This is a genomic window from Aeromicrobium panaciterrae (assembly GCF_039537165.1).
GTDB lineage: Bacteria > Actinomycetota > Actinomycetes > Propionibacteriales > Nocardioidaceae > Aeromicrobium > Aeromicrobium panaciterrae.
The window spans coordinates 460742-484637 of the sequence record NZ_BAAAZZ010000002.1; the positions used below are offsets into that span (position 1 = coordinate 460742).

Below are 23896 nucleotides of genomic sequence, written 5' to 3' on the forward strand. Positions count from 1 at the left end.
ATTTGGTAGTGACTATACATAAGTAGGCCAGTGCCTAACAGCCCTTCAAGGAGAAATTCGCTCATGACCCACACCATCGCCGTCATCGGCGGGACCGGCCCGCAGGGGCGAGGGCTGGCATACCGTTTCGCACTGGCTGGCCACGACGTCACGGTTGGATCCCGAGATGTGGCCCGTGCCCGAGCGGCAGCAGACGAGATCAATGCGAAGCTCGACAGTGAACGCGTTCATGGCACTGAAAACGCGGATGCAGCCGCTGTTGCAGAACTGGTCGTACTAGCTGTTCCTTGGAAGGGCCACACCGAACTCGTCAGCCTGCTGCGCGAACAGCTTGCCGGCAAAGTCGTGATCTCCTGCGTCAATCCGTTGGGGTTCGACGAGGATGGTCCGTTCGGGCTCGTTCTGGATGAGTCCGCTGCGCAGGAGACTCAGAGACTGATTCCCACTGCCCGAGTCGTCGGGGCGTTCCATCACGTCGCTGCTCAGTCCCTCTGGGTCACACCCGAGCTGTTGCAACACGAGGACGTGTTGGTCTGCAGCGACGACGCTGAGGCGAAGGATGTCGTTTCACAGCTCGCAATCGCGGTGACTGGCAAACCCGGCGTCGACGCGGGCGGACTACGCCTTGCGCGCCAGCTAGAGCCACTGACCGCGGTGTTGATCAGCGTGAACAAGCGCTACAAGACGCGCTCGGGTGTCGCCGTCACCGGCGTCGTGCCCAGCTGACCGTGCGCAACATGATGGATTGCACATGCTCCGTGCACGGAGATGGGCACGGGTCGATGGCGTCGATGCACGATGACTGAGCGGTGGACCGTGCTTCTTCCGGTCAAGCGTGTGTATCGCCTCAGTCGACTGGTCAAACCAGAGCGAGACAGGCTGCGCTTGAGGGCCTCCGTCCGGTCCAAGAGTCACGAAGCGAGCCAATGATTGCTGGCTCAAATACTCGCGCTCCGGCTCGGTGAAGATCATCAACCACAATGCAACCTAAACCTGCCTTGAGGTCAACCCGCACGAAGGCAACGCCTCCCACACCAATCGGACATGACGAAGGCCCGGACCTGTTGGTCCGGGCCTTCCTTGGTAGCGGGGACAGGATTTGAACCTGTGACCTCTGGGTTATGAGCCCAGCGAGCTACCGAGCTGCTCCACCCCGCGTCGCTCTCGCTACTTTACGGGGCGGCGACCCGCGGATCAAATCCGGGGTCGCCGCACACCGCGAGTCCTACTTCGCCGGAGCGTCGATCGCCTTCTTCGCAGCCTCCAACGAGTCGGCCATCTGGTTGATCCGCTTCTGGTACGTCGCGAGGTCACCCTTCTTGAGGGCGTCCTGCGCCTGCTCGTAGTACGTCGACGCGTCCGCGAGCAACTGCGACGCCGACTTCGCGGTGCCGGGCGTCGTCGGGGTGGTCGGCGACTCCGTGTCGTCCGGCGTCGAGCCCTCCTCGAGACCGAGCGCGACCCGCAGCGCCTCGTCGAGCGTCGTACCGAAGCCGACGTCGCCACCGAATGACGCGATGACGAACTGCAGGACCGGGTAGGAGCCCTCGACTGCACTGCGCCGGATGTAGACCGGTTGCACGTAGAGCAGCCCATTGCCGACCGGCAGCGTGAGCAGGTTGCCATACAGGATCGATGCCGTCTTGGACTGCTGGTACTGCAGCAGCGCCTGCGAGACACCCTTGTCGGTCTGGAACGCGTTGGCGATCTGGCTCGGACCCTGGATCTGCGTCTCGCTCGGCAGCTGGAGGATCTTCATCTTGCCGAAGTTCTCGGTGTCAGTCGCCTCGGAGTTGACCGACACGAACGCCGCGAGGTTCTGCCGGCTGTTGGGCAGGTAGACGCTCGTGACCGAGAACTTCGGGGTGTCCTCACCGGGCACTGCGGTCGACAGGTAGTAGGGCGGCTGCAGGGCAGTCGAGGTGCCCGGGGCTGCCGGGTCCTCGGGCACCTTCCAACGCTCACCGTCCTCGTAGAACGTCTGCTCCTCGGTCACGTGGTAGCGCTGCAGCACGTCGCGCTGAACCTTGAACAGGTCGACCGGGTAACGCAGGTGCTCCAGCAGGTCCTGGCTGATCGCGGTCTTGGGCTCCACGACGTCCGGGAAGACCTTCATCCAGGTCTTGAGGACCGGGTCCTTGGTGTCCCACTGGTAGAGCTTGACGGTGCCGTCGTACGCGTCGACGACCGCCTTGACCGAGTTGCGCATGTAGTTGACCTCGTCGGTCGGCAGCGCGGCCTGAGACTCGCCCTCGGTGAGGGTGTCGGCCGTCGCCTCCTTGAGGGAGCGGTGCTCGGAGTTGGGGTAGGAGTTGCTGGTCGTGTATCCGTCGACGATCCAGACCACCCGGCCGTTGACGACTGCGGGATAGGAGTCGCCGTCGACCGTCAGCCACGGCGCGACCTTCTCGACGCGCTTGCGGGGCTCGCGGTCGTACAGGATCTTGGAGTTGGAGTTGACCCGGCTCGACAGCACGATCTTGGGCTCGGCGAACTTGAACGCATAGAGCGCCTTGTTGAAGATGCCGCCGATCGGCACGCCACCCTTGCCGTCGTACGTGTTCTGGGTCGCGTTGGCCTTGTCGTCGCCACCCGAGGCCCCACCGCGCGGGATGTCGACCTCGATCGGCTTGGCGCCCTTGGGGCCACCGACGATCGAGTAGGTCGGCGACTGCTCACCGAAGTAGATGCGCGGCGGCGTCGTGGTCTTGAGCTCGCCGACCGGCGGGATGTCACGCTCGACGAACACCGGCTCGCCGTTGGGGCCACGCTGGTTGCCTCGCGCCGCGATGACGCCGTAGCCGTGCGTGTAGACCGTGTGGTCGTTGGCCCAGTTGCGCTGCGAGCTCTGCAGACCCGACAGGTCGAGCTCGCGGGCCGCGATGATGATGTCCTGCGGCTGCGCGTCGTCGCCGAGCTTGTAGCGGTCGACGTCGAGCGTCGTCGGGACGGCGTAGTAGCCGCGTACCTGCTGCAGCTGCTCGAACGCCGGCGAGATCAACGTCGGGTCGAGGAGCCGGGTGCTGACGCGCGACTCGGCCGAGGCGGCGAGCTGTGCGGGCGTGAGCGTGGTGTTGGCCGAATAGGACTCGACCTCCACATCTGCGACGTCGTACGCCTCTCTCGTCGCCGTGATGTTGCGGGCGATGTACTTGCCCTCCTTGTCGGGCTCCGACGGGTTGACCTGGAATCCCTGCATGACAGCCGGCCAGATCGCACCGATCAGGATCGACGCAATGCCGAGCAGGCCGAGGCTCATCGCCGGCAGCGCCCAGGAGCGAACGAAGATCGAGGCGAAGAACAAGATGGCGCACAGGATCGCGACGTAGATCAGGATGTTCTTGCTGGGGATGCGCGCATTGGCGTCGGTGTAGGTGATGCCGTCGATCAGCTTGCCCGAGCCGATCGCGAGTCCGAACCGGTCGAGGTAGTAGGAGACGGCGCGCAGCAGCACGCCCAGGCCGACGAGCACCGAGAGGTGCACCTGCGCCGCACGGGTCAGCTTGGGGCCACGGCCCGAGATGCGGATGCCGCCGTAGACGTAGTTGACGAACACGACCGCAAGCACCGTGATGACGATCATCGCGAACGAGAACGACGTGACGAACCGGAACCACGGGTAGTCGAAGACGTAGAAGCTGACGTCCTTGTGGAACTGCGGGTCCTTGACACCGAACGACGTGCTGTTGCGCCACATCTTGTAGGTGTCCCAGTGGCTCGCCGCGACCGAACCGGCGAAAGCCGTCAGGATGATGCCGACGACGATCAGCACGGGCCGCAGGATCGGCGTCAGCGCGAGCCGGTAGCGGTAGGCGGGGTCGTCACGGCGTACGGGCACCGAGTCGGGACGGGTGCGATAGGCGATGTAGAGATTGGCGACGACGAACAGGCCGAAGATCAGGCCCATCACGAGGAACAGCAGGATGCGGGTCGTCAGCACGCTCTGGAACACGCCGCTGTAGCCGACGGACTTGAACCACAGGCGGTCGGTCCACACGCTGGTGAAGATCGAGCCTAGGAACAGCAGCACGGCCAACGTGACCAGGGTCGGCACCAGCACACGGCGGCGGCCGTCCGGCGGTCGCGGCGCCGATCGGGGTCGGGGTGTTCCGAAGATGTCGCTCACGTCGCTCCTGCGGTCGGGGTGGGAAAGACTCTATGCCAGCGTCTGGCGGAGCTGCTCGACAAGCCCGGGTACGAGGTCGGGCCCCTCCAGGAGCTCGGCGTCGTCGGGCGTACGGGCTCGTACGGCACTGTGCGCTCCGCCGTCACGGGTGACGGCGGCGACGAGGCGTACCTCCTGGCGATCGGGATGCGCGGCAGCCGCCATCATCATCTCGTCGGGATCGTCGGGCAGGCCCGCCTCGGCCTCCGGCGGAAGCATGATGCGCTCGAGCACGGCCGCGCACCCGAGAACCGAGTCGGGCCAGGCGATCTCGGTGAGCAGGTCCTCGAGGGGGCGATCGGCTGGTACGCCGTCCTGCTCGATGAGGGTCAGCTCACCCGCGTCGTCGCCCAGCTCCTCGGCCAGGCCGGGCTGCTGCGAGACGAGGTCGGCCGTCGGCACCAGCGCAAACAGCCGCGGCGCCTGGTCCCAGCCGTCGGCCCCGACGTACGCCTCCATCTCGAGGGCTGCCCGGCGAAGCGGCGAGTCCGGCATCAGCTGCACGTCGGCACCTTCGCCTGGGGGTCCTTGGCCAGCGCCTCAAGGGAGTCGATCGCGTCGTCGAGCTTGGTGATCTTGACCAGGGTCAGTCCGAAGTCGTCGCCGTCTGCGGCCTCGGCACAGTTGGCGGCAGGGACGAGGAAGATCTTGGCGTCGTGGTGCGCGGCACCGGCCATCTTCTGCCGGACCCCGCCGATCGCGCCTACCGTGCCGTCGGGCGCCATCTCACCTGTGCCGGCGATCTTCTCGCCGCCGGTCAGTGACCCGGGCGTCAGCTTGTCGTAGATCGCCAGGGCGAACATCGTGCCGGCGCTGGGGCCGCCGATCGAACGACCCACGTTGTTGTTGATCGTGAACGGGTAGGTGTACTTGGTCCCGAGCGTCACACCGATGCGGGGCACCTTGGCGTTGTCCGGCGCGGCCTTGGTCGTGATGTCGACGTCCTGGGCGGCACCCTTGCGGATGATCGACACCGTCACGACGTCACCCGGCTGGTGAGTGCTGACCGCCTTGACGAGCGCCTCGGCCGAGTCGACCTTCGTGCCGTCGATGCCCGTCACCAGGTCGCCTGACTTGAGCTTGCCCGCAGCGGCGCCGTCCTTGGCGACATTGACGATCTTGGGCGTGCCGGTCACGGTGAACCCCGCGGCCCGCAAGGCGGCGACTCGTGAGGAATCCTTGGAGCTGTCGAGCTGGGCCGCGCCCTGCTGCGTCGACTGCTCGGCGGTCTCCGCATCGGGGTAGATCAGCGACTTCGGCACCACGGCGTTGTCGGAGCCGAAGTAGGCCTTGATCGCGTCACCGAGCGAGACGTTGCGATCGGCACGGGTCACCGAGACCGTCGTGAAGTCGAGATTGCCGTCCGTCGGGTAGACCTTGACGCCCTTGTCGAACGTGAACATCGGCTTGCCCTCGAAGTCGCCGAGGGTGTCGTAGGCGGGACCGGGCCGCATCATGACGTACGGCACGGGCACGAGCAGCGCGACGCAGGTGAGGGCGATGAGCGAGAGCGCCGCAACGAGCATCGTCGTATAGCGGCGACTCAGCGTTGGCGATGCGTCGGACACACCGCGAGCCTAGTCAGTAACGGCAACTCACACCCATGCGGAGTCTCCGGACTCGAACGTCTGGTGCTTCCAGACCGCGACGTCGGTCTTGAGCTCGTCGATCAGCCGGCGGCAGGCGTCGAACGCCTGGGCGCGGTGGACCGCCGACGCCGCGACGATCACCGCGATGTCACCGATGGCGAGATCGCCGACCCGGTGAACGGCAGCGAGGGCGACGACATCGGCCTGCGACGCGATGCGCTCGGCGACCGTGCGGAGCCCGTCGAGCGCCGTCGGGTGCGACGAATAGCTCAGTGCCGTCACGGCGGCACCCTCGTCGCGGTCGCGCACCGTACCGATGAAGAAGCAGATTCCTCCGGCCGCCGGATCGGTCACGGCCGAGTAGACCTCGTCGAGGCTCAGCGCCGCATCGCGGATGTCGAGCAGGCGTACGGCAGTCACCGATTCATCCTAGGCGAGTGACTCCGCAAGAGGCGGCTGACCGGCGCCACGAAGCCATTCGCCCAGGGCGAACACCGATTGTGTGGAGTACGACGCTTCGGTGGCTACTGTTGACGTATGCCCGAGGACGACAACGACGACGCCAACGAGCCCCAGAACCCGTTCGCGGGTACGCCCATGGAGCAGATCTTCGGCGCTTTCGCCGGAGGCCAGGTCGACATGAACCAGATCATGGGGCAGATGCAGAAGATGTTCGCCCCGCACGAGGGCAGCGTCAACTTCGATCTCGCCAAGGACGTCGCCCGGCACGCCGCCGCGGCCGCCGGCCCCGACCCGGCTCCCAACGCCGCCCAGCAGGGCGCCGTGGATGATGCCGTACGCCTCGCCGAGTCGTGGCTCGACTCCGCCACGAGCATCCCGGCCGGTGCCACGACGTCGACCGCGTGGAGCCGCGCCGAGTGGATCGAGGCGACCTCCGGCACGTGGCAGACGCTGGTCGAGCCGATCGCCGACCACGTCGTCAAGGCCATGGCCGACGCACTCCCCGAGGAGGCCAAGGCGATGGCGGGCCCCCTGATGGGCATGCTGTCGCAGGCCGGCGGCGCGATGTTCGGCCAGCAGGTCGGCCAGGCGCTCGGTGGACTCGCCGTCGAGGTGATGTCATCGACCGACATCGGCCTGCCACTCGGACCCGAGAAGGTCGCCGCCGTGCTGCCCGAGGGCATCAACGCGTTCGGTGAGGGCCTCGAGCACCCGGCGTCCGACGTGCTCCTGTACGTCGTGCTCCGCGAGTGCGCCCACCACCGTCTCTTCCAGCACGCCACGTGGCTGCGCCCGGCGCTGGTCGGCGCCATCGAGGAGTTCGGCCGTGGCACCCGCATCGACGTGTCGGCGATCGAGGCCCAGATCCGTGACATCGACCCCTCGCGGCCCGAGGCGATCCAGGAGGCGATGAGCGGCGGACTGTTCGAGCCCGAGAACACCCCTGAGCAGCTCAAGGCCCTCGAGCGCCTCGAGACGTTGCTCGCGCTGATCGAGGGCTGGGTCGACGAGGTCGTGGCCCAGGCGACCAAGGACCGTATGCCCGCCGCCGCGCCTCTCGCCGAGGCCATGCGCCGACGCCGCGGTGCCGGTGGTCCTGCCGAGCAGACGTTCGCCTCGCTGGTCGGCCTCGAGCTGCGTCCGCGCAAGCTCCGTGAGGCGGCGACGTTGTGGGCCGCGTTGCGCGACCGCAAGGGCGCGGACCAACGCGACGCGCCGTGGAGCCACCCCGACCTCATGCCGACCTCCGCTGACCTCGACGACCCGCTCGGCTTCGCCCAGGGCGAGACTGACGCGGCCACCGACGACGCCTGGGACGCAGCGCTCGGCGAGCTGCTCGACGGCGACACCGGCGACGAGTGACGTTGCACGCCGATGCCCGGAACGTGCTCGCGCACTGGGCGGCACCCGACGACGAGCAGGAACACCTCCGGGTCACCTACCTCGCCCATCTCGACGCACACACCGATGCCTTGAGTCGTGAGTGCCACCCAGACCACCTGACGGCGAGCGCACTGATCTTCTCGGCCGACCACGCGCAGGTGCTCCTCACGTTGCACCACGTCATCAAGCGTTGGCTGCAGACCGGCGGGCACTGCGACCCCGAGGACGAGAGCATGTCGGCAGCAGCACTGCGCGAGGCACACGAGGAGAGCGGCATCCCCGGGCTGACGATCGACCCCGTCCCGGTGCTGCTGTCACGCCACGAGGTGCCGCGCTGCGGCCCGATCCGGCCGTCGCACCATCTCGACGTGCAGTACGTCGCGGTCGCACCGGCCGGGGCGACGCACGTGATCAGCGAGGAGTCGGACGCCCTGGAGTGGTTTGCCGTCGACGAGCTGCCCGACGGCACGGATCACTCCGTACGGGCGCTCATCGCTGCGTCCAAGACACGCCTTCGAGGAACCCCTTAGCCTTCGTCGCCTCGGGGTACTGGTCGACCAGAGCCCAGAACCGCTTGCTGTGATTGGGCTCGATCAGGTGGGCCAGCTCGTGCAGCAGGACGTAGTCGACGACGTAGGACGGCATCCCCTTGAGCCGGTCGGACAGCCGGATGCTGCGGTCGGCGCTGCTGCACGACCCCCATCGCGCGTTCTGGTTGGACACCCAGCGCACGGTCAACGGCTCGGCCGAGCCACCGAGCCAGGTGCGGGACAGCTGTGCGGCACGCGCCATCAGCTCGTCGTCGCTGGGGCGTGCACGCTTGTCCCGACGGTCGAGGCGCTGGACCAGCGAGCGTACGGCCTCGGCCTCCTGTGCCGCCGTGAGGTGTGCCGGCACGAGCACGATCGTCTTGTCACCTTCGCGATGCGCGCTGACGGTCCGCTTGCGGCGCCGGCTGCGACGGATCTCCACCTCGCCCATGCGGAGAATCTATCGGGAGGACTCGACATTTTTTCTGTCCACACGGCTCGCCACGCGTTTTTGCAGGTCATCACGGCCTCGCGACTCGATGCCGCGACGGCTGCGCACAGGTTGTGCACCGACGCCCCCAGGCATGTCCACATGGTCCCCCGGCGATCCCCACAACTTGTCCCCATCGTTATCCACAGGCGTGGACAACAGTGTCCCGATTTTGCTTGACCGCGGGCTTCCTCCAGACCTAGCGTCATCGCCAATCGAGGCTCTCGGCAGGGTGCGCAGGGGAAGGCACACTCCGCCGAGGGCCTCTTTTCGTGTTCGGAGGCGGATCACGGGTCGTTGGGGCCGTTTTTGCCCCGTGCAACTCGCCGGGGCGTTTTACGCTCAGCTGAGCGTGAATCACGCCTGTCACGCGTACGCTCAGGGTGACTAGCAACACAACGGCAAGGAGGCCGCAATGTCAGAAACATGGAGTGGCGATTTCTACTGCGTCAAGTGCAAGGAAAAGCGCGAGACGTCAGGCGAGGTCCACGTCAGTGACAAGGGCACTCGTATGGCCAAGGGCATCTGCCCGGTCTGTGGCACGAAGCTCAACCGGATTCTCGGCAAGGCCTGAGTCCCACACCTTCCCCGAACTTCAATAAAGGCGACCCGCACCGCGGGTCGCCTTTATTGGGTCCCACCCGTTGTGGATGCTCCGCTGGTCGCCTCGGCCGTCGGGCGTCACGCTGACGGCATGAGCTTTCGGCCAGCACTCCGACCCGGCGCACCGCTGCTGCGTCGCGACGCCACGAGCCTGCAGGTCGGCACCTCCCCCGGCGTCGTGCTGGCTGACCGGCCCGGTCTGATGGCACTGCTGAGGCTGCTCGACGGCACGCGCGACGTCGAGCGGCTCCAGGCACACGCCCGCGACACCATCCCCGAGCTCGACTGCGACGTGCCTGCGCTGATGCGTGAGCTCCTCGCCATCGGCGTCGTCTTCGACTCCACGCGCTGGAGCGCGCCTCGCCGCCGCGGGCTGGACGCCGAAGCGCGGCACGCCGATCTCAGCGCCGGCGACCCCGCTCGGCTCGTACGACGGTCCGATCTCCGCGTCGCGTTCCACGCCGGTGCCGCGGCGCTGCCCGTCGTCGACACCGCCCGTGAGGTGCTCTCCGCGTCCGGCGTGCGCGATCTCGATGCCACCGATCCCCACCTGCTCGTCATCGCGACGTGCGGCGAGCCGTCGCGCACCGTGTTCGAGCGCCCCACCAGCACCGGACTCGACCACCTGGTGGTCGTGATCGACGAGGACCGCGTACGCCTCGGACCGCTCGTACGCCCTGGGCTGACACCGTGCGTCGGCTGCCACGACCTCCACCGCACCGACTGGGATCCGGCATGGCCCGCCCTCCTTCCGCAGCTCGGGCGGCACACGGGAGTCCTGACCCCACCCGCCCTCGACGCCGTGACGGTGCACGCTGCGGCGCTCGAGCTGGCCGTCGAGGTGCTGGCCTACTGCGACGGCACGGCCGGCAGGACCACGGGCCAGCTCCTCGCCATCGGCCCGCGCCACGACGAGCGGAGCGCCTGGCCGCTCGCGTTCCACCACGCGTGCGCCTGTGACCTGCTCAGCGCCGCGTGACAATCCGCAGGGCAGTTCACGCCCTCCCGACTATCCTGACCCGGTGGCAGACGACGAGAAGCCTGAGGGGCGGCCGCTGAGCGGCAGCGCGTTCGCACGCACGGCCCGGCTCGCGTCGCTGCCGATCGGTTTCGCGGGTCGTACGACACTCGGCGTCGGCAAGCGGATCGTCGGCGCACCCGCGCAGGGCGTGCTCGACGAGGTGCAGCGGCGTACGGCCGACCAGATCTTCACGGTGCTGGGCCAGCTCAAGGGTGGCGCCATGAAGTTCGGCCAGGCCATGAGCATCTTCGAGGCGGCACTGCCCGACGAGCTGATCGGCCCCTATCGCGAGACCCTGACCAAGCTCCAGGACTCCGCGCCGCCGATGCCTCCCGGCGTCGTGCACCGGGTCATGGCCGAGGAGTTCGGCGAGGACTGGCGCGAGCAGTTCCCGACGTTCGGCGACTCCCCCGCGGCCTCCGCCTCGATCGGCCAGGTGCACCGTGCCACCTGGCACGACGGGACCCAGGTGGCGGTCAAGCTGCAGTACCCCGGTGCCGCCAAGGCGCTGACGGCCGACCTGCGCCAGATCGGTCGCATGGCTCGCCTGTTCGGCATCCTCGCCCCGGCGCTCGACGTGAAGCCGCTGATCGCCGAGCTGCAGGAACGTGTCGCCGAAGAGCTCGACTACTCGCTCGAGGCCGGAGCGCAGAGCGTCTTCGCTGGCGCGTTCGCCGACGATCCCGAGGTCGTCATCCCCGAGCCGATCGCCCACACTGAGCACGCCCTGGTCTCGGCCTGGCTCGAGAGCGACTCGTCGCTGGCGCAGATCATCACGAAGGGCACGCAGGAGGAGCGCGATCGCTACGGCGAGGCGTACGTACGTTTCCTGTTCGCCGGTCCCGAGCGTGCGGGCATGCTGCACGCCGACCCGCACCCCGGTAACTTCCGCATCATGGCCGACGGCCGTCTCGGCGTCGTCGACTTCGGTGCCGTCGCCCGCCTCCCCGAAGGTCTGCCGTTGTCGATGGGCCGCCTGCTGCGGTTCGCGGTGGACGGCGACTACGAGAGCGTCGCCGACGGACTCCGCGAGGAGGGCTTCCTCAAGAAGGGCGTCAACCTCGACGCCGACACGATCGCGCGCTACATCGGCCCGTTCACCGAACCAGCCCGTACGGAGACCTTCTCGTTCAACCGCGACTGGATGCGAGCCCAGATGCAGCGCGTCAGCGCCCCTACCGCCGAGGGCATGGGCACGGCGATGAAGATCAACCTGCCGCCGCAGTACCTGCTGATCCACCGGGTGTGGTTCGGCGGCATCGGCGTGCTCAGCCAGCTCGGGGCAACCGCGCCGTTCCGGGCAATACTCGAAGAATCGCTACCGGGATTTGCCTGAGCCAAGCGAGCCCTGCAGGCGCGTGCGAAGGCAGGGTGAGCGTGTCGCGCCGAAGGTGCCAGGAAGGTCGTCCTTCGCTCGCAGAGCTGCTCCCGGTCAGCCGCAGGCGGCCTCCCTCGGAACCGACTATTCCTGGACCAGGGCCAATACGGACTCGGCGTACTTCTCCAGCTTGGCGGGACCGATGCCGGGGACCGCGGCGAGGTCATGCTCGTTGGTCGGCTTGGCCTCGGCGATCGACTGCAGCGTCGCGTCGGTGAAGATCACGTAGGCGGGCTTGGCCTGCTGCGTCGCCTCTGTGGTGCGCCAGGCACGCAGTCGCTCGTAGAGCTCCTCGTCGTAGGTCGGCGGGCAGTCGGCGCAGCGGCCGAGCTTGCGGTCGGCCACCGCGAGCACGGTGTTGCACACCCGGCACTTCTTGACCTTGCGGTCACGCGGCTGGTCGGCGGTCTGCCGCGCCTCGTGGCTCGCCGGCAGCAACGGGTCGAGGAACCGCGTCGGGCCGCGGTTGCCGCGACCACCACGCCGGCGGGTCGTGGCCCACGAGATCATCAGGTCGTTGCGGGCACGGGTCAGGCCGACGTAGAAGAGCCGGCGCTCCTCCTCGATCGCTGCAGGCGTGTCGGCGTGGACGCTCGGCATCATCCCCTCGTGCATGCCGACACAGAACACGGCGTCCCACTCCAGACCCTTGGCCGAGTGCAACGTCGCCAGGGTGACTCCGTCGGCGGCAGGCGCGTCGGCGTGCTCGGCCCGGCGATCGAGGTCGGCCACCAGAACCGTCATGTCGGCGTTGGCGTCAGTGTCGGCCAGGTCGCCGGCCATCGAGACGATGCGGTGCAGCGACTCCCAGCGATCGCGCACGGCACCAGGTGCATGTGGCGGCTGGTCGGTGTGGCCCATGCTCGACAGCACGGCGCGCACCTCACTGACCAAGTCAGTGTCGTCGAGCCGGCCACCGCCCTCGCCGCCACGGGCGGCCCCGCGCAGCAGGGTGATGGCCTGGCGCACCTCGGCGCGGTGGAAGAAGCCCTCGACACCGCGCAACGTGTAGGGCACGCCATGCTCGCCGAGCGCCTCCTCGAACGTCTCCGACTGCGCGTTGATGCGAAACAGGATCGCCATCTCCTTGTAGGGCACCCCGCGCCGGTGCAGCAGCGCGATCTCGCCGGCGACCGCCGCGGCCTCGGCCTGCTCGTCGGGATAGCCGACATAGGACACGGGGTTGCCGGGCTCCTGCTGCGACTGCAGGCGTACGCCGGCGTCGGCGCTGCCTGCCTTGGAGAACACGGCGTTGGCGGCCGAGACGATCTGCGGCGTCGAGCGGTAGTTGCGAACGAGCTCGTAGCGCTCAGCGCCCTCGTGCCGGCGTGCGAAGGACGCGAGGATCTGCGGTGAGGCACCGGCGAACGAGTAGATCGTCTGGCGGGGATCACCGACGACGCAGATGTCGTTGCGCCCGCCGAGCCAGAGATCGAGCAGCGTCGACTGGAGCGGGTTGACGTCCTGGAACTCGTCGACGACGAACCAGCGGTACTGGCTGCGCACCTGCGCCGCGATGCGCTCGTCGTCGGCCAGGATCGCAGCCGTCACGAGGAGGATGTCTTCCATGTCGATGCGGCCGCGCTCACGCTTGGCCTCCTCGTAGGCCGACAGGATGTTGGCGACCTCCTCGTGGTCGAGGTCGGCCACCTCGCGGCGGGCAGCTCCCGCCTTGGCGGCGTAGGCCGACGGGGAGATGTTGCTGACCTTGGCCCACTCGATCTCCGACGACAGGTCGCGCAGCAGCGGGGTGTCGCCGCGACGGCCGAGGCGGCGAAGCGCGTCGGCGACGAGCGGGAACTTGGACTTCACGATCTCGGGGAACGGGCCGCCGTAGACGTGCGGCCAGAAGTATTGCGCCTGTCGCAGCGCCGCCGAGTGGAACGTCCGGGCCTGGACCCCCTCGGCACCCAGGGCGCGCAGGCGTGTACGCATCTCTCCCGCGGCTCGCGTCGTGAACGTCACGGCGAGGACCTCGGTCGGCTTGTAGACACCCGTGGCCACGCCGTAGGCCATGCGATGCGTGATCGCCCTGGTCTTGCCGGTGCCGGCACCCGCGATCACGCTGACCGGGCCACGCAGGGCACGGGCCACATCGCGCTGCTCGGGGTCGAGGCCGGTGAGCAGGTCGTCGGCGTCAGGCAAGGCTCTCCTCGGGAATGCGGTGAATGACCTCAGTGTTGAGACAATGAAGACTAGTCGCCCGAGGAGACACAACATGTCGAGCACGTTCACGCTCTATTCCACGCCGTGGTGTGGCTACTGCCATCGCCTCAAGGGCCAGCTCCAGCGTGAGGGAATCGAGTTCGACGAGGTCGACATCGAGGCCGTACCCGATGCCGCGTTCATCGTGGAGCAGGCCAACAACGGCAACCAGACGGTCCCGACGCTGGTCTTCACCGACGGCACCGCGCTGACCAACCCGTCCGTGGCGCAGGTCAAAGCCCAATTGGCCTCCTAGTTCACGAATCGGTGCGCTCGAGCTTGGTCCAGCCGGTCCAGCCCCGTTCGCGCATCAGCTCCAGCAATCGCTCGCCCTGCGGAGCGGATTCGACGACGAGCCCATCGAGCAGATCGATGAACGGCTGGTCGTCGAAGGCCTCGTCCTGGTTGTCCAGATCGCCGCGTGCAGCCGCCTGCTCGGCCAGCTCGACCATGATGTCGGCGGCTTCCTCCAGGATCGGGTCGTCCAAGCTCGCCTCGATGGCGTCTCCAAGGACCCGATAGAGCCGGACTATCACCGGGTTCTCAAGCTCGGCGAACTTCTCGGGCATCCATTCGGCGATCCGGTCGGGCCAGCGAGCCGCAACGAGGATCCACCCGTCGCGTTCGCCGTCGATCATCCGCTCCGACACCCCAAGCTCTCGCAGCCGGTCGAGGTAAGCGACGACCTCGGGTGGTACGACGAGGCTGTCGCCTGCCGCGAGCTGGGCGATCTGCTTGCGGTTGGCCTGCAGCCGCTGAATCTCTGCCCGGAGCGTCTTGTCGATCTCCTTGACCGCCTCGCGGAACGTCTCCTCGTCGGCCCCGAGCAGCTCGGCGATCCTCGACAGAGGTACGCCTGCTTCGGCGAGGGTGCGGATCTTGGTCAGCTCGACCACGGCCAACGACCCGTATCGCCGATAGCCGGAGTGGTCGCGCTCGGGCTCGGGCAGCAGCCCCACCTGGTGGTAGTGGCGCACTGCCCGAACCGTGACGCCGGCGTATGACGCCAGCTCGCCGATCGTCAACATGGACTCAGTTTGCCCGCACCTTGGTGAACAGCGAGCGCGCCCACAGGTAGCAGGCGACGCCGATCAGGAGGCACCAGCCGATCGCCAGCCAGGCGTCGTTGCCGGCATCGGCACCCGACAACCACGCGCGGAGCGTGTCGATCATGGGCGTGAACGGCTGGTACTCGGCGAACCAACGCAGCCCCGCGGGCATCGAGTCGGTCGGCACGAAGCCGCTCGACAGGAAGGGCAGGAACATCAGCGGCATCGGGGTGTTGCTGGCCGTCTCGGCATTCGGTGCCGACAGTCCGAGCGCCACCGTGGCCCAGGTGAGTGCCAGCGTCATCAGACCGACGAGGCCGATCACGCCGAGCCAGCTCGCTGGCGTCCCGTCGGGTCGGTAGCCGAGCAGCACGGCGACGGCGAGGACCACGACGAACGCGATGGCGGTGAAGACCATCGCCCCGAGCACGCGGCCGGTGAGGACCGCCGACTTCGAGATCGCCATGGTCCGGAACCTGTCGACGATGCCCTTCTCCATGTCGAGTGCGATCGTGTACGCCGTGCTCAGCGAGACCGACACCACGGTCATGACCACGATCGCGGGCATGATGTAGACGAGGTAGTCGCCGCGGTTGTCGCCGCCCGGGAGACCGGCGCCCATCGTGCCGCCGAAGACGTACACGAACAGCAGCAGGAAGATCAGCGGCTGCGCGATCAGCATCAGGGTCAGCGACTTGTAGCGAACCATCTGGAGCAGGTTGCGCTTGAGCATGGTCATGCTGTCGCGCACGGCGTTGGGGCCGGAGTTGGTGTACGTGGCGGTGCTCATCGTGCTTCTCCTTCGTTGTCTGCGGTGTCTGCCGGCTCGGCGCTGTGGCCGGTCAGCGCCAGGAAGACGTCGTCAAGGTCCGGCGTGTGGACCTCCAAGCCGGTCACGGCGACCTTGTCGAGCCGGCCGACCAGCTGCTGGAGCGAGTCGAGTGAGCCGTCGTGCGGGACGCTCAAGGTGAGCGCATCGAGGTCCGCCGTGGCGCCCTCGATCTCGGCAGCAGCCTTGGTCAGTGCGACCGGATCGGCGTACGAGACCTCGACCAGACCGCCCGGGACCTGACGCTTGAGCTCGGCCGGTGTGCCCTCGGCGACCAGCGTGCCGCCGTCGAGGACGCCCACCGTGTGGGCCAGCTGGTCGGCCTCCTCGAGGTACTGCGTCGTGAGGAAGATGGTCGTGCCCTCGTCGATGAGCTCGCGGATGATCTGCCACAGCTCGCGACGACTTCGCGGGTCGAGACCCGTGCTCGGCTCGTCGAGGAAGATCAGGTCCGGAGAGGACACCAAGGTCATGGCGAGGTCGAGGCGGCGCTTCATGCCGCCCGAGTACGTCGCCGAGCTGCGATCCGCCGCGCCGACCAGGTCGAAGCGCTCGAGCAGCTCCTGCGCGCGTGCTCGGCCCCGGCTTCGCGGAAGGTGGTTGAGGTCGGCCATCAGCTGGAGGTTCTCGCGTCCCGTGAGCAGCTCGTCGATCGCTGAGAACTGGCCGGTGACGCCGATCCTGAGGCGGACCGCCTCGGGATCGGCGCCGACATCGTGGCCGAGGACCGTCGCGGTTCCATCGTCGCCACTGATCAGTGTCGTGAGGATGCGTACGGCCGTGGTCTTGCCGGCACCGTTGGGTCCCAGCAAGGCGTAGACCGTGCCCACAGGAACCGTCAGGCTGAGTCCCTGGAGCACGGCGTGGTCACCGAATGACTTGTGGAGGTCGGCGACGTGGATCGCCGGTGCAGAAGTGGTCATGGATCCACTCTGCAAGGTTGACGCTACGTCAGGGTCAAGCCCATTTTCCGTGAATGGTGCCTCCGTGCCATTCCTGGAGCAGCCACCGGGAGATCGACACGTTCGGCGGCAGCAGGAGATCTGCCGCAGCGGTCATCTCGGTGACCTCCTCGCGGGTGAACCAGCGCGCCTCGGCGATCTCGTTCTGGTCGACCGTGATGTCGGTGCTGAGCGCCTTGCCGAAGAATCCGAGCATCAGGCTCGACGGGAACGGCCAGGGCTGGCTGCCGGCGTACGTGACCTCGCCGACCTCGATGCCGACCTCCTCCATGACCTCGCGGCGCACGGCATCGTCGAGGGTCTCCCCCGGCTCGACGAACCCGGCAAGCGTGGAGAACCGGCCCTCGGGCCACACCGGCTGACGGCCGAGCAGCGCTCGGTCGTCCTCGTCGGTGATGAGCATGATGACGGCCGGATCCGTGCGGGGGAAATGGTGTGCGCCGCAGGCCGGGCAGACCCGGGTGTGGCCGGACTCGGCCGGCTCGGTCGGCTGCCCGCACTTGGCGCAGAACGTGTGTGTCTCGTGCCACCGGGAGATACCGATGGCGTGTACGGCGAGCGACGCCTCGTCGGGTGCGATCGTCGGTCCGAGGACGCGCAGGCTGACGGGCTCGAGCTCCTTGGGTACGCGTCCGTCGACAACGACGGCTGCATGGTGCACACCATCCTTGGTGCCGAGGTAGATCCAGTCGCCCTCGGGCGCGTCATCGAAGGTGATCCATCTGATGCCCTGCCCGCCTTCGGTGGCGACGTGCTCGCCGCCGATCACCATCACCCGGATCGGCTCCTCGACCTTGCGCCAGGCGTCATCCTTGCGAAGATGGGCGGTGCGGTCGTGCTGGGTGTGATCGAAGGCGTAGTCCACGACGTCAGGCTAGTCCGAGCAGTTCTTCGAGCTCGTCACGCCCGGGCAGGTCGTCGTAGCGCTTCACCTCACCAAGCCGGGCGTAGTAGAACGACCCCGTGACGGCCGATGGGTCGACGCCCATCAGCTCGGCCCAGGCAAGGCGGTAGATCGCGAGCTGCAGCGGATCGGCGCCGGCCTGCCTGTTGGTCTTCCAGTCGACGACCTCGTACGCGCCCGGCGCCGAGGAGAACACGGCATCGATGCGGCCGATGAACTGCTGACCGCCCAGCACGAGCGAGAACGGCGCCTCGATCTGCACCGGCGTGAGGTCGGCGTAGGGGCCGGCGAGGAACGCGGCCTTGACCTCCTCGAGCTCATCGTCGGAGCCAATGCCGACATCTCCGCGACCCGGCAGGTCGGTGGGATCGAGAAGCGTCTGCTGGCCGCCGAGCGCCTGGGAGAAGTGTGCCTCCACCCAGGCATGGAAGCGGGTGCCGAATCGCGCGGCGCCGGACGGTCGACGCGGCATCGGGCGGGCCAACGACCTGGTGAATTCTGCAGGGTTGTCCTGCAGCGCCATGGCCGTGGTCGCGGACATCGACGTGGGCCAGGGCACGGTCTTGAGCGGGCTCTCGGCCTCGTCTGCCTCGGCGAGGAGGAGCTCGATGTCGGCCTCCAGCTCATCGATGCGCCCGTGCTCGGGCGACACATCGTCGTCGGGCATCGCGAGGTTGCCGGCAGCGGCGGCGCGCACGTCATCGGCGAGCGCCCGCCGGCCGGCGAGTTCTGGTCCGGCTGCCGGCCAGGCGATGCCGTCGACGTCGACAAAGTGTGGATTGGTCGCCTCGTCCGGCGGCGGGTCGGCCCAGTGCACAGGCTGACGCCCCTGCTCCGCGAGCCAGTCACGGGTGGCGACGAGGTATTCGGACGCACCGAGCGGCTTCTGCTGGGTGCGGCCCCAGATGTGACCCGACACCACGAGGCGGCGGGCCGCGCGGGTGTAGGCGACATAGCCAAGCCGACGCTCCTCCATCTGCGCGTCGAACTTGTCGGCGGCAGTGAACGCCTTGGCCTCCGCCGGCGACCAGCCAGTCAGCGCCGGAAGGCTGTCGCGGTCGCCGCGCAGCGCGTTGGGCAGGGTCTGTGCGTTGCTTGTCCAGCGGCCACGACCTCGCGCGGACGGGAAGATCGTCCGCGAGGTCAGGGGCACGTAGACGCTGTGCCACTCCAGACCCTTGGACCGGTGGATCGTCAGCAGCTTGACCGAGTCTGCGTCCGAGGGAGTCGCGACGGACATGCCTTCGTTGTAGAAGTCCTCGGCGGCGAGGTAGGCGACGAGCCCGGACAGGGACGCATAGCGGTCGGACTGCGCGTAGTCGGAGATCGCCTCGAGGAACAGCGCGATGTTGTCGGCACCACCCGTGATGGCTCCGGCTTCGAGCTCCAGGTCGAGATCGAGGGCACGGATTGCCCGGCGCGCCAGCTCGAGCAGCGGCTCGCTGGCATGCCGGCGTACGGACGCGATGAGCTGCGAGATCTCGCCGAATCGCTGCAACGCCTCGGGCGAGTAGGCCAGGTCTCCCGGATCGTCGACGGCGTCGGCGAGCGCGACGATCTCGGTCGGATCGGTGCCCTCGACGGCCTTCTTGAGCTCAGACTCCAACGACTTCTCGGTCGAGCGGCCGAACGTACGTCCACTCAGCGTCGACGCCCGACGACCGAGCAGCGCGAGGTCGCGGGCACCGATGCGCCACCGCGGCCCCGTCAGCAGACGCAGCATCGCCGGGTTGGCCGTGACATCGTTGACGACCTCGAGCACGGCCAGCAGGTCGAGCACCTCAGGCTGTGACAGCAGACCCTCGAGGCCCACGATCTCGAACGGTATGCCGGCGGCCCGCAGTGCCTGGACGATCGCGCCGTTCTCGCGGCCGATGCGCACCAGGATCGCGGTATCGCGCAGGGGCGCAGGATCGGCCTTGATCGCCTCGATCAGCGCGTCGATCTCCTCCCCGACCGTCCCGTAGAGCGCGACGTCGACCGTGCCCGGCTCGGTGACGGCCGACTGCAGCGGCTGGACGACCGACGAGGTGGCATAGAAGTCGGCGGCGAGCGAGTTGGCCGCATCGATGATCGGCTTGGCGCAGCGGCGGGTCTCGACGAGGGAGAACAGCTCACCTCGAGAACCGTCACGTGCCGGGAAGTCGTCGAGGAACTGGGCGAGGTTGCCGGCCGCGGCGCCGCGCCAGCCGTAGATCGCCTGGGCTGGATCGCCGACTGCCGTGACGGCGTGCCCACGCCCGTGCTCGGCGTCAGGCCCGCTGAACAGCGCCCGCAGCAGGTCGCGCTGGGCCACCGAGGTGTCCTGGTATTCGTCGAGGAGCACGACACCGAACCGCTCGCGCAGCACCTCGCCGACCTCGGGCAGCGCGGCGAGCCGGGCTCCCCATGCCATCTGGTCGGAGAAGTCCATGACCCCGGCGTCGGCCTTGGCCTGGCGGTAGCGGTCGACCAGGTGGCTCAGCTCGATGCGCTTGCGGGCCTTCTCGGCGGCGTCACGCAGCAGCGTCGGCGGCTTGTCACCGGCAGCCTCCCACTCGGCGATCAGGGCCTCGTCGTGCGCGCGCAGCTCGTGTGGCGTGACGAGGTGCTCGGCCAGCTGGCCGTCAAGCGCGATGGCCTGGCTGACGATCGACGGGATGTGGGTCGACAACTGCTGCAGCTCTCCGCCGTATGACTCGATCGCCTTGGCCATGCGCTGGAAACGCGACGCGTCGGCGACGAGGCGCAGATCGGGCTCGATGCCGAGACGAAGCCCGTGCTCGGCGATCAGCTGGCCGGCAAATGCGTGATAGGTCGAGGTCGTCGGCTCGCCGTCGAACTCCATGCCGAGCCGCTCCAGATCAGCCCGCACCTTCTGCCCGAGCTGCGCCGCGGCCTTGTTGGTGAACGTCAGGCCGAGCACCTTCTCGGGAGCAACGCCAAGATGTCCGACCAGCCACACGACCCGGGCAGCCATGACGGTGGTCTTGCCCGAGCCGGCACCAGCGATGATCGCCGTCGGCTGGTCGAGGCTCGCGGTGATCGCCGCCATCTGCGCCGGCGTGTAGTCGATGCGAAGCAGCTCGCGAAGGTGCTGCTCATCGCGGACGAGACTCATACGGGATCACCACCAGTCGGACGGGTGAGGATCGTCTGGCCCTCGTCGTACGCGGGGCAGACCCGCTTGAACTCGCAGTACTGGCAGGCCGAGTCGGACTTGGTCGCCGGGAACGACTCGTCGGCGATCGCGTGCACCGAACGGCGCAGGTTGTCGACGGCGAAGAACGGCTCACCCTCGACCGGAGCGGGCTGGGGCTGGACCTTGGGGAGACCGGGTGCCCGCTTGTCGTCGGTGCGGAGCTGGACGAGCTCGGCCCCGGCCGACTTCAGACCCTCGGCGACATCGTCGGTCGCCCCCAGGTCGACCGCAAGCTGGTAGAACCCGAGCTGCGCGTTGGTGGTGACGTCCTTGTCGGTGGCCGGGTTCTTCATGGTCTTGAGGTCGATCACGTGCACGCCGTCGACGTCGACCTCGACGCGGTCCATCGAGCCGTTGAGGGTGACGGTGAGCCCGTCGACCTCGTGGGTGATCGTGAACTCGTGCTCGGACGCGACGACCTCGCGACCGTGCGTCTCGTGCCACGTGCAGAACCGCTCGATCGCGGTGACCGCCGCGGCGTGCTCACGGGTGCCGATCCAACCGGCCGCGAACTCGAGCTGGCCCCACACGTCGTCGAGGTGCACGGCCAGCGCGGCCGGATCGGCCTCGAGGTCGCCCTGCACGACCTCCGAGGCGATCGCGTGGACGATCGACCCAAATCCCTGCGCCGTCGTCGTGCCGCGTCCGCCCTTGGCCTCATGGCCGAGGAACCAGCTCAGCGGGCACGACACGATCTTTTCGACCGTGCTGCCCGACAGCGGGAGCGGCTCGGCGGGATCGCGGATCGGCTCGGGTGCGACCGTGACGTCGCGAAGTCCCCACCACCGCTCCGGGTCGGCCCCGCGAGCCGCGGGATGCCGCATCAGCTGGGCGAGCAGCGAGGCAGCCCGTGCACGTACGGTCGCAGAGTCCGTGCTCTCGCCGATCCGTCGCAGCTCCGCCACGGCACCGCGCAGGGACAGCCCACGAGAAGGTCGGCGCAGGGGCACCGGCAACGAACGGTCCGGTGAGCCGGTCACATGAGCGTGGAGCTCAGCCACGAAGCGGGACGGCTGCTCGCCTTCCTCGCTGCCGGCGGCGACCGCCGTGACGACGAGGCGCGAGCGAGCTCGGCTGCACGCGACGTAGAAGAGGCGTCGCTCCTCGGCTATCGCGGCGCGCGCGGAGGTCGGCGGTTGTATGCCCTCGGGTGACAGCCGGTCGAGCTGCAGGAGGCTGCTGCGCCACCGCACGTCGGGCCACTCGCCATCCTGTACGCCGGCGACGACCACGAGCTGCCACTCCAGACCCTTGGACCGGTGCGCCGTCATCAGCTGGACCGCCGGGCCGGCACCTCCGCGCTGCGACAACGTGTCGCCCGGGATCTGCTGGCTCTCGAGCGAAGCCACGACGTCGACGACCGAGCGGTGACCCTGCTGCTCCTCGGCGCGGGCGGCCTCGGCGAACAGCGCGCACATCGCGTCGAGGTCGTGGTCGGCCTGGGTCGATCCGTCACCACCGGCCTCGGCCGTCGCCTGGAGCCGCTGCGGCCAGTCGGTGCCGTCCCAGAGCGTCCACATGACCTGCTCGGCGGCCTCGCCGGCGGTGATCTGGTCGGCTGCCGTGCGGAGCAGCGTGGCCAGGCGGGCTCCGGCAGCCACCGCGTCGCCCTCGGGGTTGCCGGGTCGACCGAGCGTCGCCAGCAGCGCGGGGTCTGCCAGCGCCTCCGCGACGAGGATGCGAGACGGCCGCGGGTGATCACCCTCGTGACGGCGCAGGGCTCGGCCGAGCCGCCGCAGCGACCCGGTGTCGAGCCCGCCGAGCGGACCGGTCAGCAGTGACGCCGCGGCGTCAGGCTCGATCGGACGCCCGGCGTGCAGGTCGTCGGCGGCATGCAGGGCGGAGAGCAGCGCTCGTACGCTCGGCTCCAGCGCGAGCGGCACCTCGTCACCCGCGACCTCCACCGGGACACCGGCCGTGGTCAGGGCGCGCTGCAGGCGTCCGAGGTGCGCAGCGGAACGTACGAGCACCGCCATCTCGCGCCACGGCACCTCGTCGTGCAGGTGTGCCTCGCGCAGGGCGAGTGCGATGTGCTCGGCCTCAGCGGTCGGCGACGCATAGGTCCGCACCTCGACCGTGCCGGGCTCGTCGGACCGCGAGGCCGGCGAACGCAGCGCTTCGTACTGTGGGCCGTCGACGGCACCCAGGGCTCCGCGGTTGTGCACGATCGACCGCACCGCCGCACCGATCGCCGAGCCGTAGCGGTTGGTGTGCCGCAGCACGATCGAAGGCGCCCCGAAGCGCTCGGTGAACTCGAGGATCCCGTGCACGTCGGTGCCACGGAACCCGTAGATCGACTGGTAGGGATCGCCCACGACGACGAGGTCGCGGGCGTCGCCGGCGAGCCCTTCGAGCAGCTTGACCTGGAGCGGGTCGGTGTCTTGGTATTCATCGACCACCACGAGCTTGAAGCGGTCTCGCCAGCGCTGCCGGGTCGCCGGGTCGTCGAGCAGGCGTACGGCCTGGAACACCAGGTCGGTGTAGTCGATCGTGTTTTGCAGCGCCGCGACCGCGGTGTATTCGTCGAAGAATCGGCCGGCTGCCTCCCAGTCGTCACGGTCGACCGCGCCACCGAGCCGTTCGAGGTCGAGCGCGTCCATGCCCTGGGCGCGTGCCGTCGACATCAGCCGCTGCAGCTCGCTGGCCATGCCGCGCGTACGCAGCGCCTGGCGCAGTCCCGTCGGCCACACCTCGGCGTCTGCGCCTGCCAGCATCTCGGCGATCGCGGCGTCCTGCTCCGGGGCGCTCAGCAGCCGGATCGGCGTGCCGTACTCGGCCTCTGACTGCTCCCGCCGCAGCATCGCATAGCAGAAGGAGTGGAACGTCATCGTCGGCGACGCCGCCGTCGTACGGTCGAGCCGCCGGGCGATGCGGGACCGAATCTCGTCGGCGGCCTTGCGGCTGAAGGTGAGGACGAGGATCTCTTCGGGCCTCAGCCCGGCGTTCTCGACCCGGTCGACGACCAGCTCGACCAGCGTGGTGGTCTTGCCCGTGCCGGGGCCGGCGAGCACCAGCAGCGGACCGCCGGGATGCTCGATGACCGCGCGCTGCTCCTCATCGAGATCGGGAGGAGCGAGCCGCGCGGCGACAGGCTGATCCAGCTGGTACTCGACGGGCATGAGCCCCATCCCATCACGCAGGTGTG

Annotated in this window: 19 protein-coding genes and 1 tRNA gene; 7 read left to right on the plus strand and 13 right to left on the minus strand. The window is 68.5% G+C overall.

The features are described 5' to 3' along the window. The first annotated feature begins 63 nt into the window (after window positions 1-63). On the plus strand, window positions 64-726 hold the full coding sequence (gene npdG, locus ABD683_RS02725) for an NADPH-dependent F420 reductase (protein ID WP_344767083.1): 663 nt from the start codon (window positions 64-66) through the stop codon (window positions 724-726). Between the two features lie 355 nt (window positions 727-1081). Here the strand turns inward: npdG and ABD683_RS02730 are convergent. The 5 genes from ABD683_RS02730 to ABD683_RS02750 all read right to left on the minus strand — a co-directional run bounded on the left by ABD683_RS02730 (window position 1082) and on the right by ABD683_RS02750 (window position 6174). Continuing rightward, a tRNA-Met gene (locus tag ABD683_RS02730) sits at window positions 1082-1158 on the minus strand. Between the two features lie 67 nt (window positions 1159-1225). Further along, window positions 1226-4126: a UPF0182 family membrane protein gene (locus ABD683_RS02735; protein ID WP_344767084.1), complete on the minus strand. Its 2901-nt coding sequence runs from the start codon at window positions 4124-4126 to the stop codon at window positions 1226-1228. Window positions 4127-4156: 30 nt separating this feature from the next. Continuing rightward, a complete protein-coding gene (locus ABD683_RS02740; RefSeq protein WP_344771560.1) occupies window positions 4157-4660 on the minus strand; it encodes a PPA1309 family protein in 504 nt (167 codons plus the stop codon). Further along, window positions 4660-5733, minus strand: a complete 1074-nt coding sequence (locus tag ABD683_RS02745) for a YlbL family protein (protein WP_344767085.1) — start codon at window positions 5731-5733, stop codon at window positions 4660-4662. The genes ABD683_RS02740 and ABD683_RS02745 overlap by 1 nt, the downstream gene beginning before the upstream one ends. A gap of 27 nt (window positions 5734-5760) precedes the next feature. Next, on the minus strand, window positions 5761-6174 hold the full coding sequence (locus ABD683_RS02750; RefSeq protein ID WP_344767086.1) for a molybdenum cofactor biosynthesis protein MoaE: 414 nt from the start codon (window positions 6172-6174) through the stop codon (window positions 5761-5763). 117 nt (window positions 6175-6291) lie between these two features. On the opposite strand from ABD683_RS02750, the gene ABD683_RS02755 reads away from it, so the two are divergent. Continuing rightward, the gene (locus ABD683_RS02755) at window positions 6292-7578 is read left to right on the plus strand and encodes a zinc-dependent metalloprotease (protein WP_344767087.1); all 1287 of its coding nucleotides are present in this window, start codon (window positions 6292-6294) and stop codon (window positions 7576-7578) included. Further along, the gene (locus ABD683_RS02760) at window positions 7575-8129 is read left to right on the plus strand and encodes an NUDIX hydrolase (RefSeq protein WP_344767088.1); all 555 of its coding nucleotides are present in this window, start codon (window positions 7575-7577) and stop codon (window positions 8127-8129) included. The genes ABD683_RS02755 and ABD683_RS02760 overlap by 4 nt, the downstream gene beginning before the upstream one ends. Here the strand turns inward: ABD683_RS02760 and ABD683_RS02765 are convergent. Then, window positions 8089-8580 carry a M48 metallopeptidase family protein gene (locus ABD683_RS02765; RefSeq protein ID WP_344767089.1) on the minus strand — a complete coding sequence of 164 codons (492 nt, stop codon included), beginning with the start codon at window positions 8578-8580 and terminating at the stop codon, window positions 8089-8091. The two genes, ABD683_RS02760 and ABD683_RS02765, sit on opposite strands and share 41 nt — an antisense overlap. Before the next feature lie 454 nt (window positions 8581-9034). Between ABD683_RS02765 and ABD683_RS02770 the strand changes: the two genes are divergently transcribed. The 3 genes from ABD683_RS02770 to ABD683_RS02780 all read left to right on the plus strand — a co-directional run bounded on the left by ABD683_RS02770 (window position 9035) and on the right by ABD683_RS02780 (window position 11579). Next, on the plus strand, window positions 9035-9193 hold the full coding sequence (locus tag ABD683_RS02770) for a DUF5679 domain-containing protein (RefSeq protein ID WP_309967837.1): 159 nt from the start codon (window positions 9035-9037) through the stop codon (window positions 9191-9193). 120 nt (window positions 9194-9313) lie between these two features. Continuing rightward, a complete protein-coding gene (locus tag ABD683_RS02775) occupies window positions 9314-10201 on the plus strand; it encodes a hypothetical protein (RefSeq protein ID WP_344767090.1) in 888 nt (295 codons plus the stop codon). A gap of 43 nt (window positions 10202-10244) precedes the next feature. After that, a complete protein-coding gene (locus tag ABD683_RS02780; protein WP_344767092.1) occupies window positions 10245-11579 on the plus strand; it encodes an ABC1 kinase family protein in 1335 nt (444 codons plus the stop codon). A 126-nt stretch (window positions 11580-11705) separates the two neighbouring features. Here ABD683_RS02780 and ABD683_RS02785 read toward each other — a convergent pair whose 3' ends face one another. Then, entirely contained in the window at window positions 11706-13766 is a 2061-nt protein-coding gene (locus ABD683_RS02785; protein ID WP_344767094.1) for an ATP-dependent DNA helicase UvrD2, read from the minus strand. Between the two features lie 73 nt (window positions 13767-13839). Here ABD683_RS02785 and ABD683_RS02790 point away from each other — a divergent pair, with 73 nt between their 5' ends. Then, window positions 13840-14082, plus strand: a complete 243-nt coding sequence (locus ABD683_RS02790) for a mycoredoxin (protein WP_344767096.1) — start codon at window positions 13840-13842, stop codon at window positions 14080-14082. Window position 14083: 1 nt separating this feature from the next. Here the strand turns inward: ABD683_RS02790 and ABD683_RS02795 are convergent, their stop codons facing one another. From ABD683_RS02795 to ABD683_RS02820, 6 genes are read right to left on the minus strand one after another with little or no spacing between them, the layout of a single operon-like run. Further along, window positions 14084-14854 (minus strand): MerR family transcriptional regulator, encoded by a 771-nt coding sequence (locus tag ABD683_RS02795; protein WP_344767098.1) that lies wholly within the window; start codon window positions 14852-14854, stop codon window positions 14084-14086. Window positions 14855-14858: 4 nt separating this feature from the next. After that, the gene (locus ABD683_RS02800) at window positions 14859-15665 is read right to left on the minus strand and encodes an ABC transporter permease (RefSeq protein ID WP_344767100.1); all 807 of its coding nucleotides are present in this window, start codon (window positions 15663-15665) and stop codon (window positions 14859-14861) included. Beyond that, complete coding sequence (locus ABD683_RS02805; protein WP_344767102.1) at window positions 15662-16627, minus strand: ATP-binding cassette domain-containing protein; 966 nt, start codon at window positions 16625-16627, stop codon at window positions 15662-15664. Before ABD683_RS02805 ends, ABD683_RS02800 begins: the two co-directional genes overlap by 4 nt. Before the next feature lie 34 nt (window positions 16628-16661). After that, the gene (gene nudC, locus ABD683_RS02810) at window positions 16662-17531 is read right to left on the minus strand and encodes an NAD(+) diphosphatase (RefSeq protein WP_344767104.1); all 870 of its coding nucleotides are present in this window, start codon (window positions 17529-17531) and stop codon (window positions 16662-16664) included. A 4-nt stretch (window positions 17532-17535) separates the two neighbouring features. Continuing rightward, window positions 17536-20670 (minus strand): ATP-dependent helicase, encoded by a 3135-nt coding sequence (locus tag ABD683_RS02815; protein WP_344767106.1) that lies wholly within the window; start codon window positions 20668-20670, stop codon window positions 17536-17538. Continuing rightward, entirely contained in the window at window positions 20667-23870 is a 3204-nt protein-coding gene (locus tag ABD683_RS02820) for an ATP-dependent helicase (protein WP_344767108.1), read from the minus strand. The genes ABD683_RS02815 and ABD683_RS02820 overlap by 4 nt, the downstream gene beginning before the upstream one ends. Between the last annotated feature and the right edge of the window lie 26 nt (window positions 23871-23896).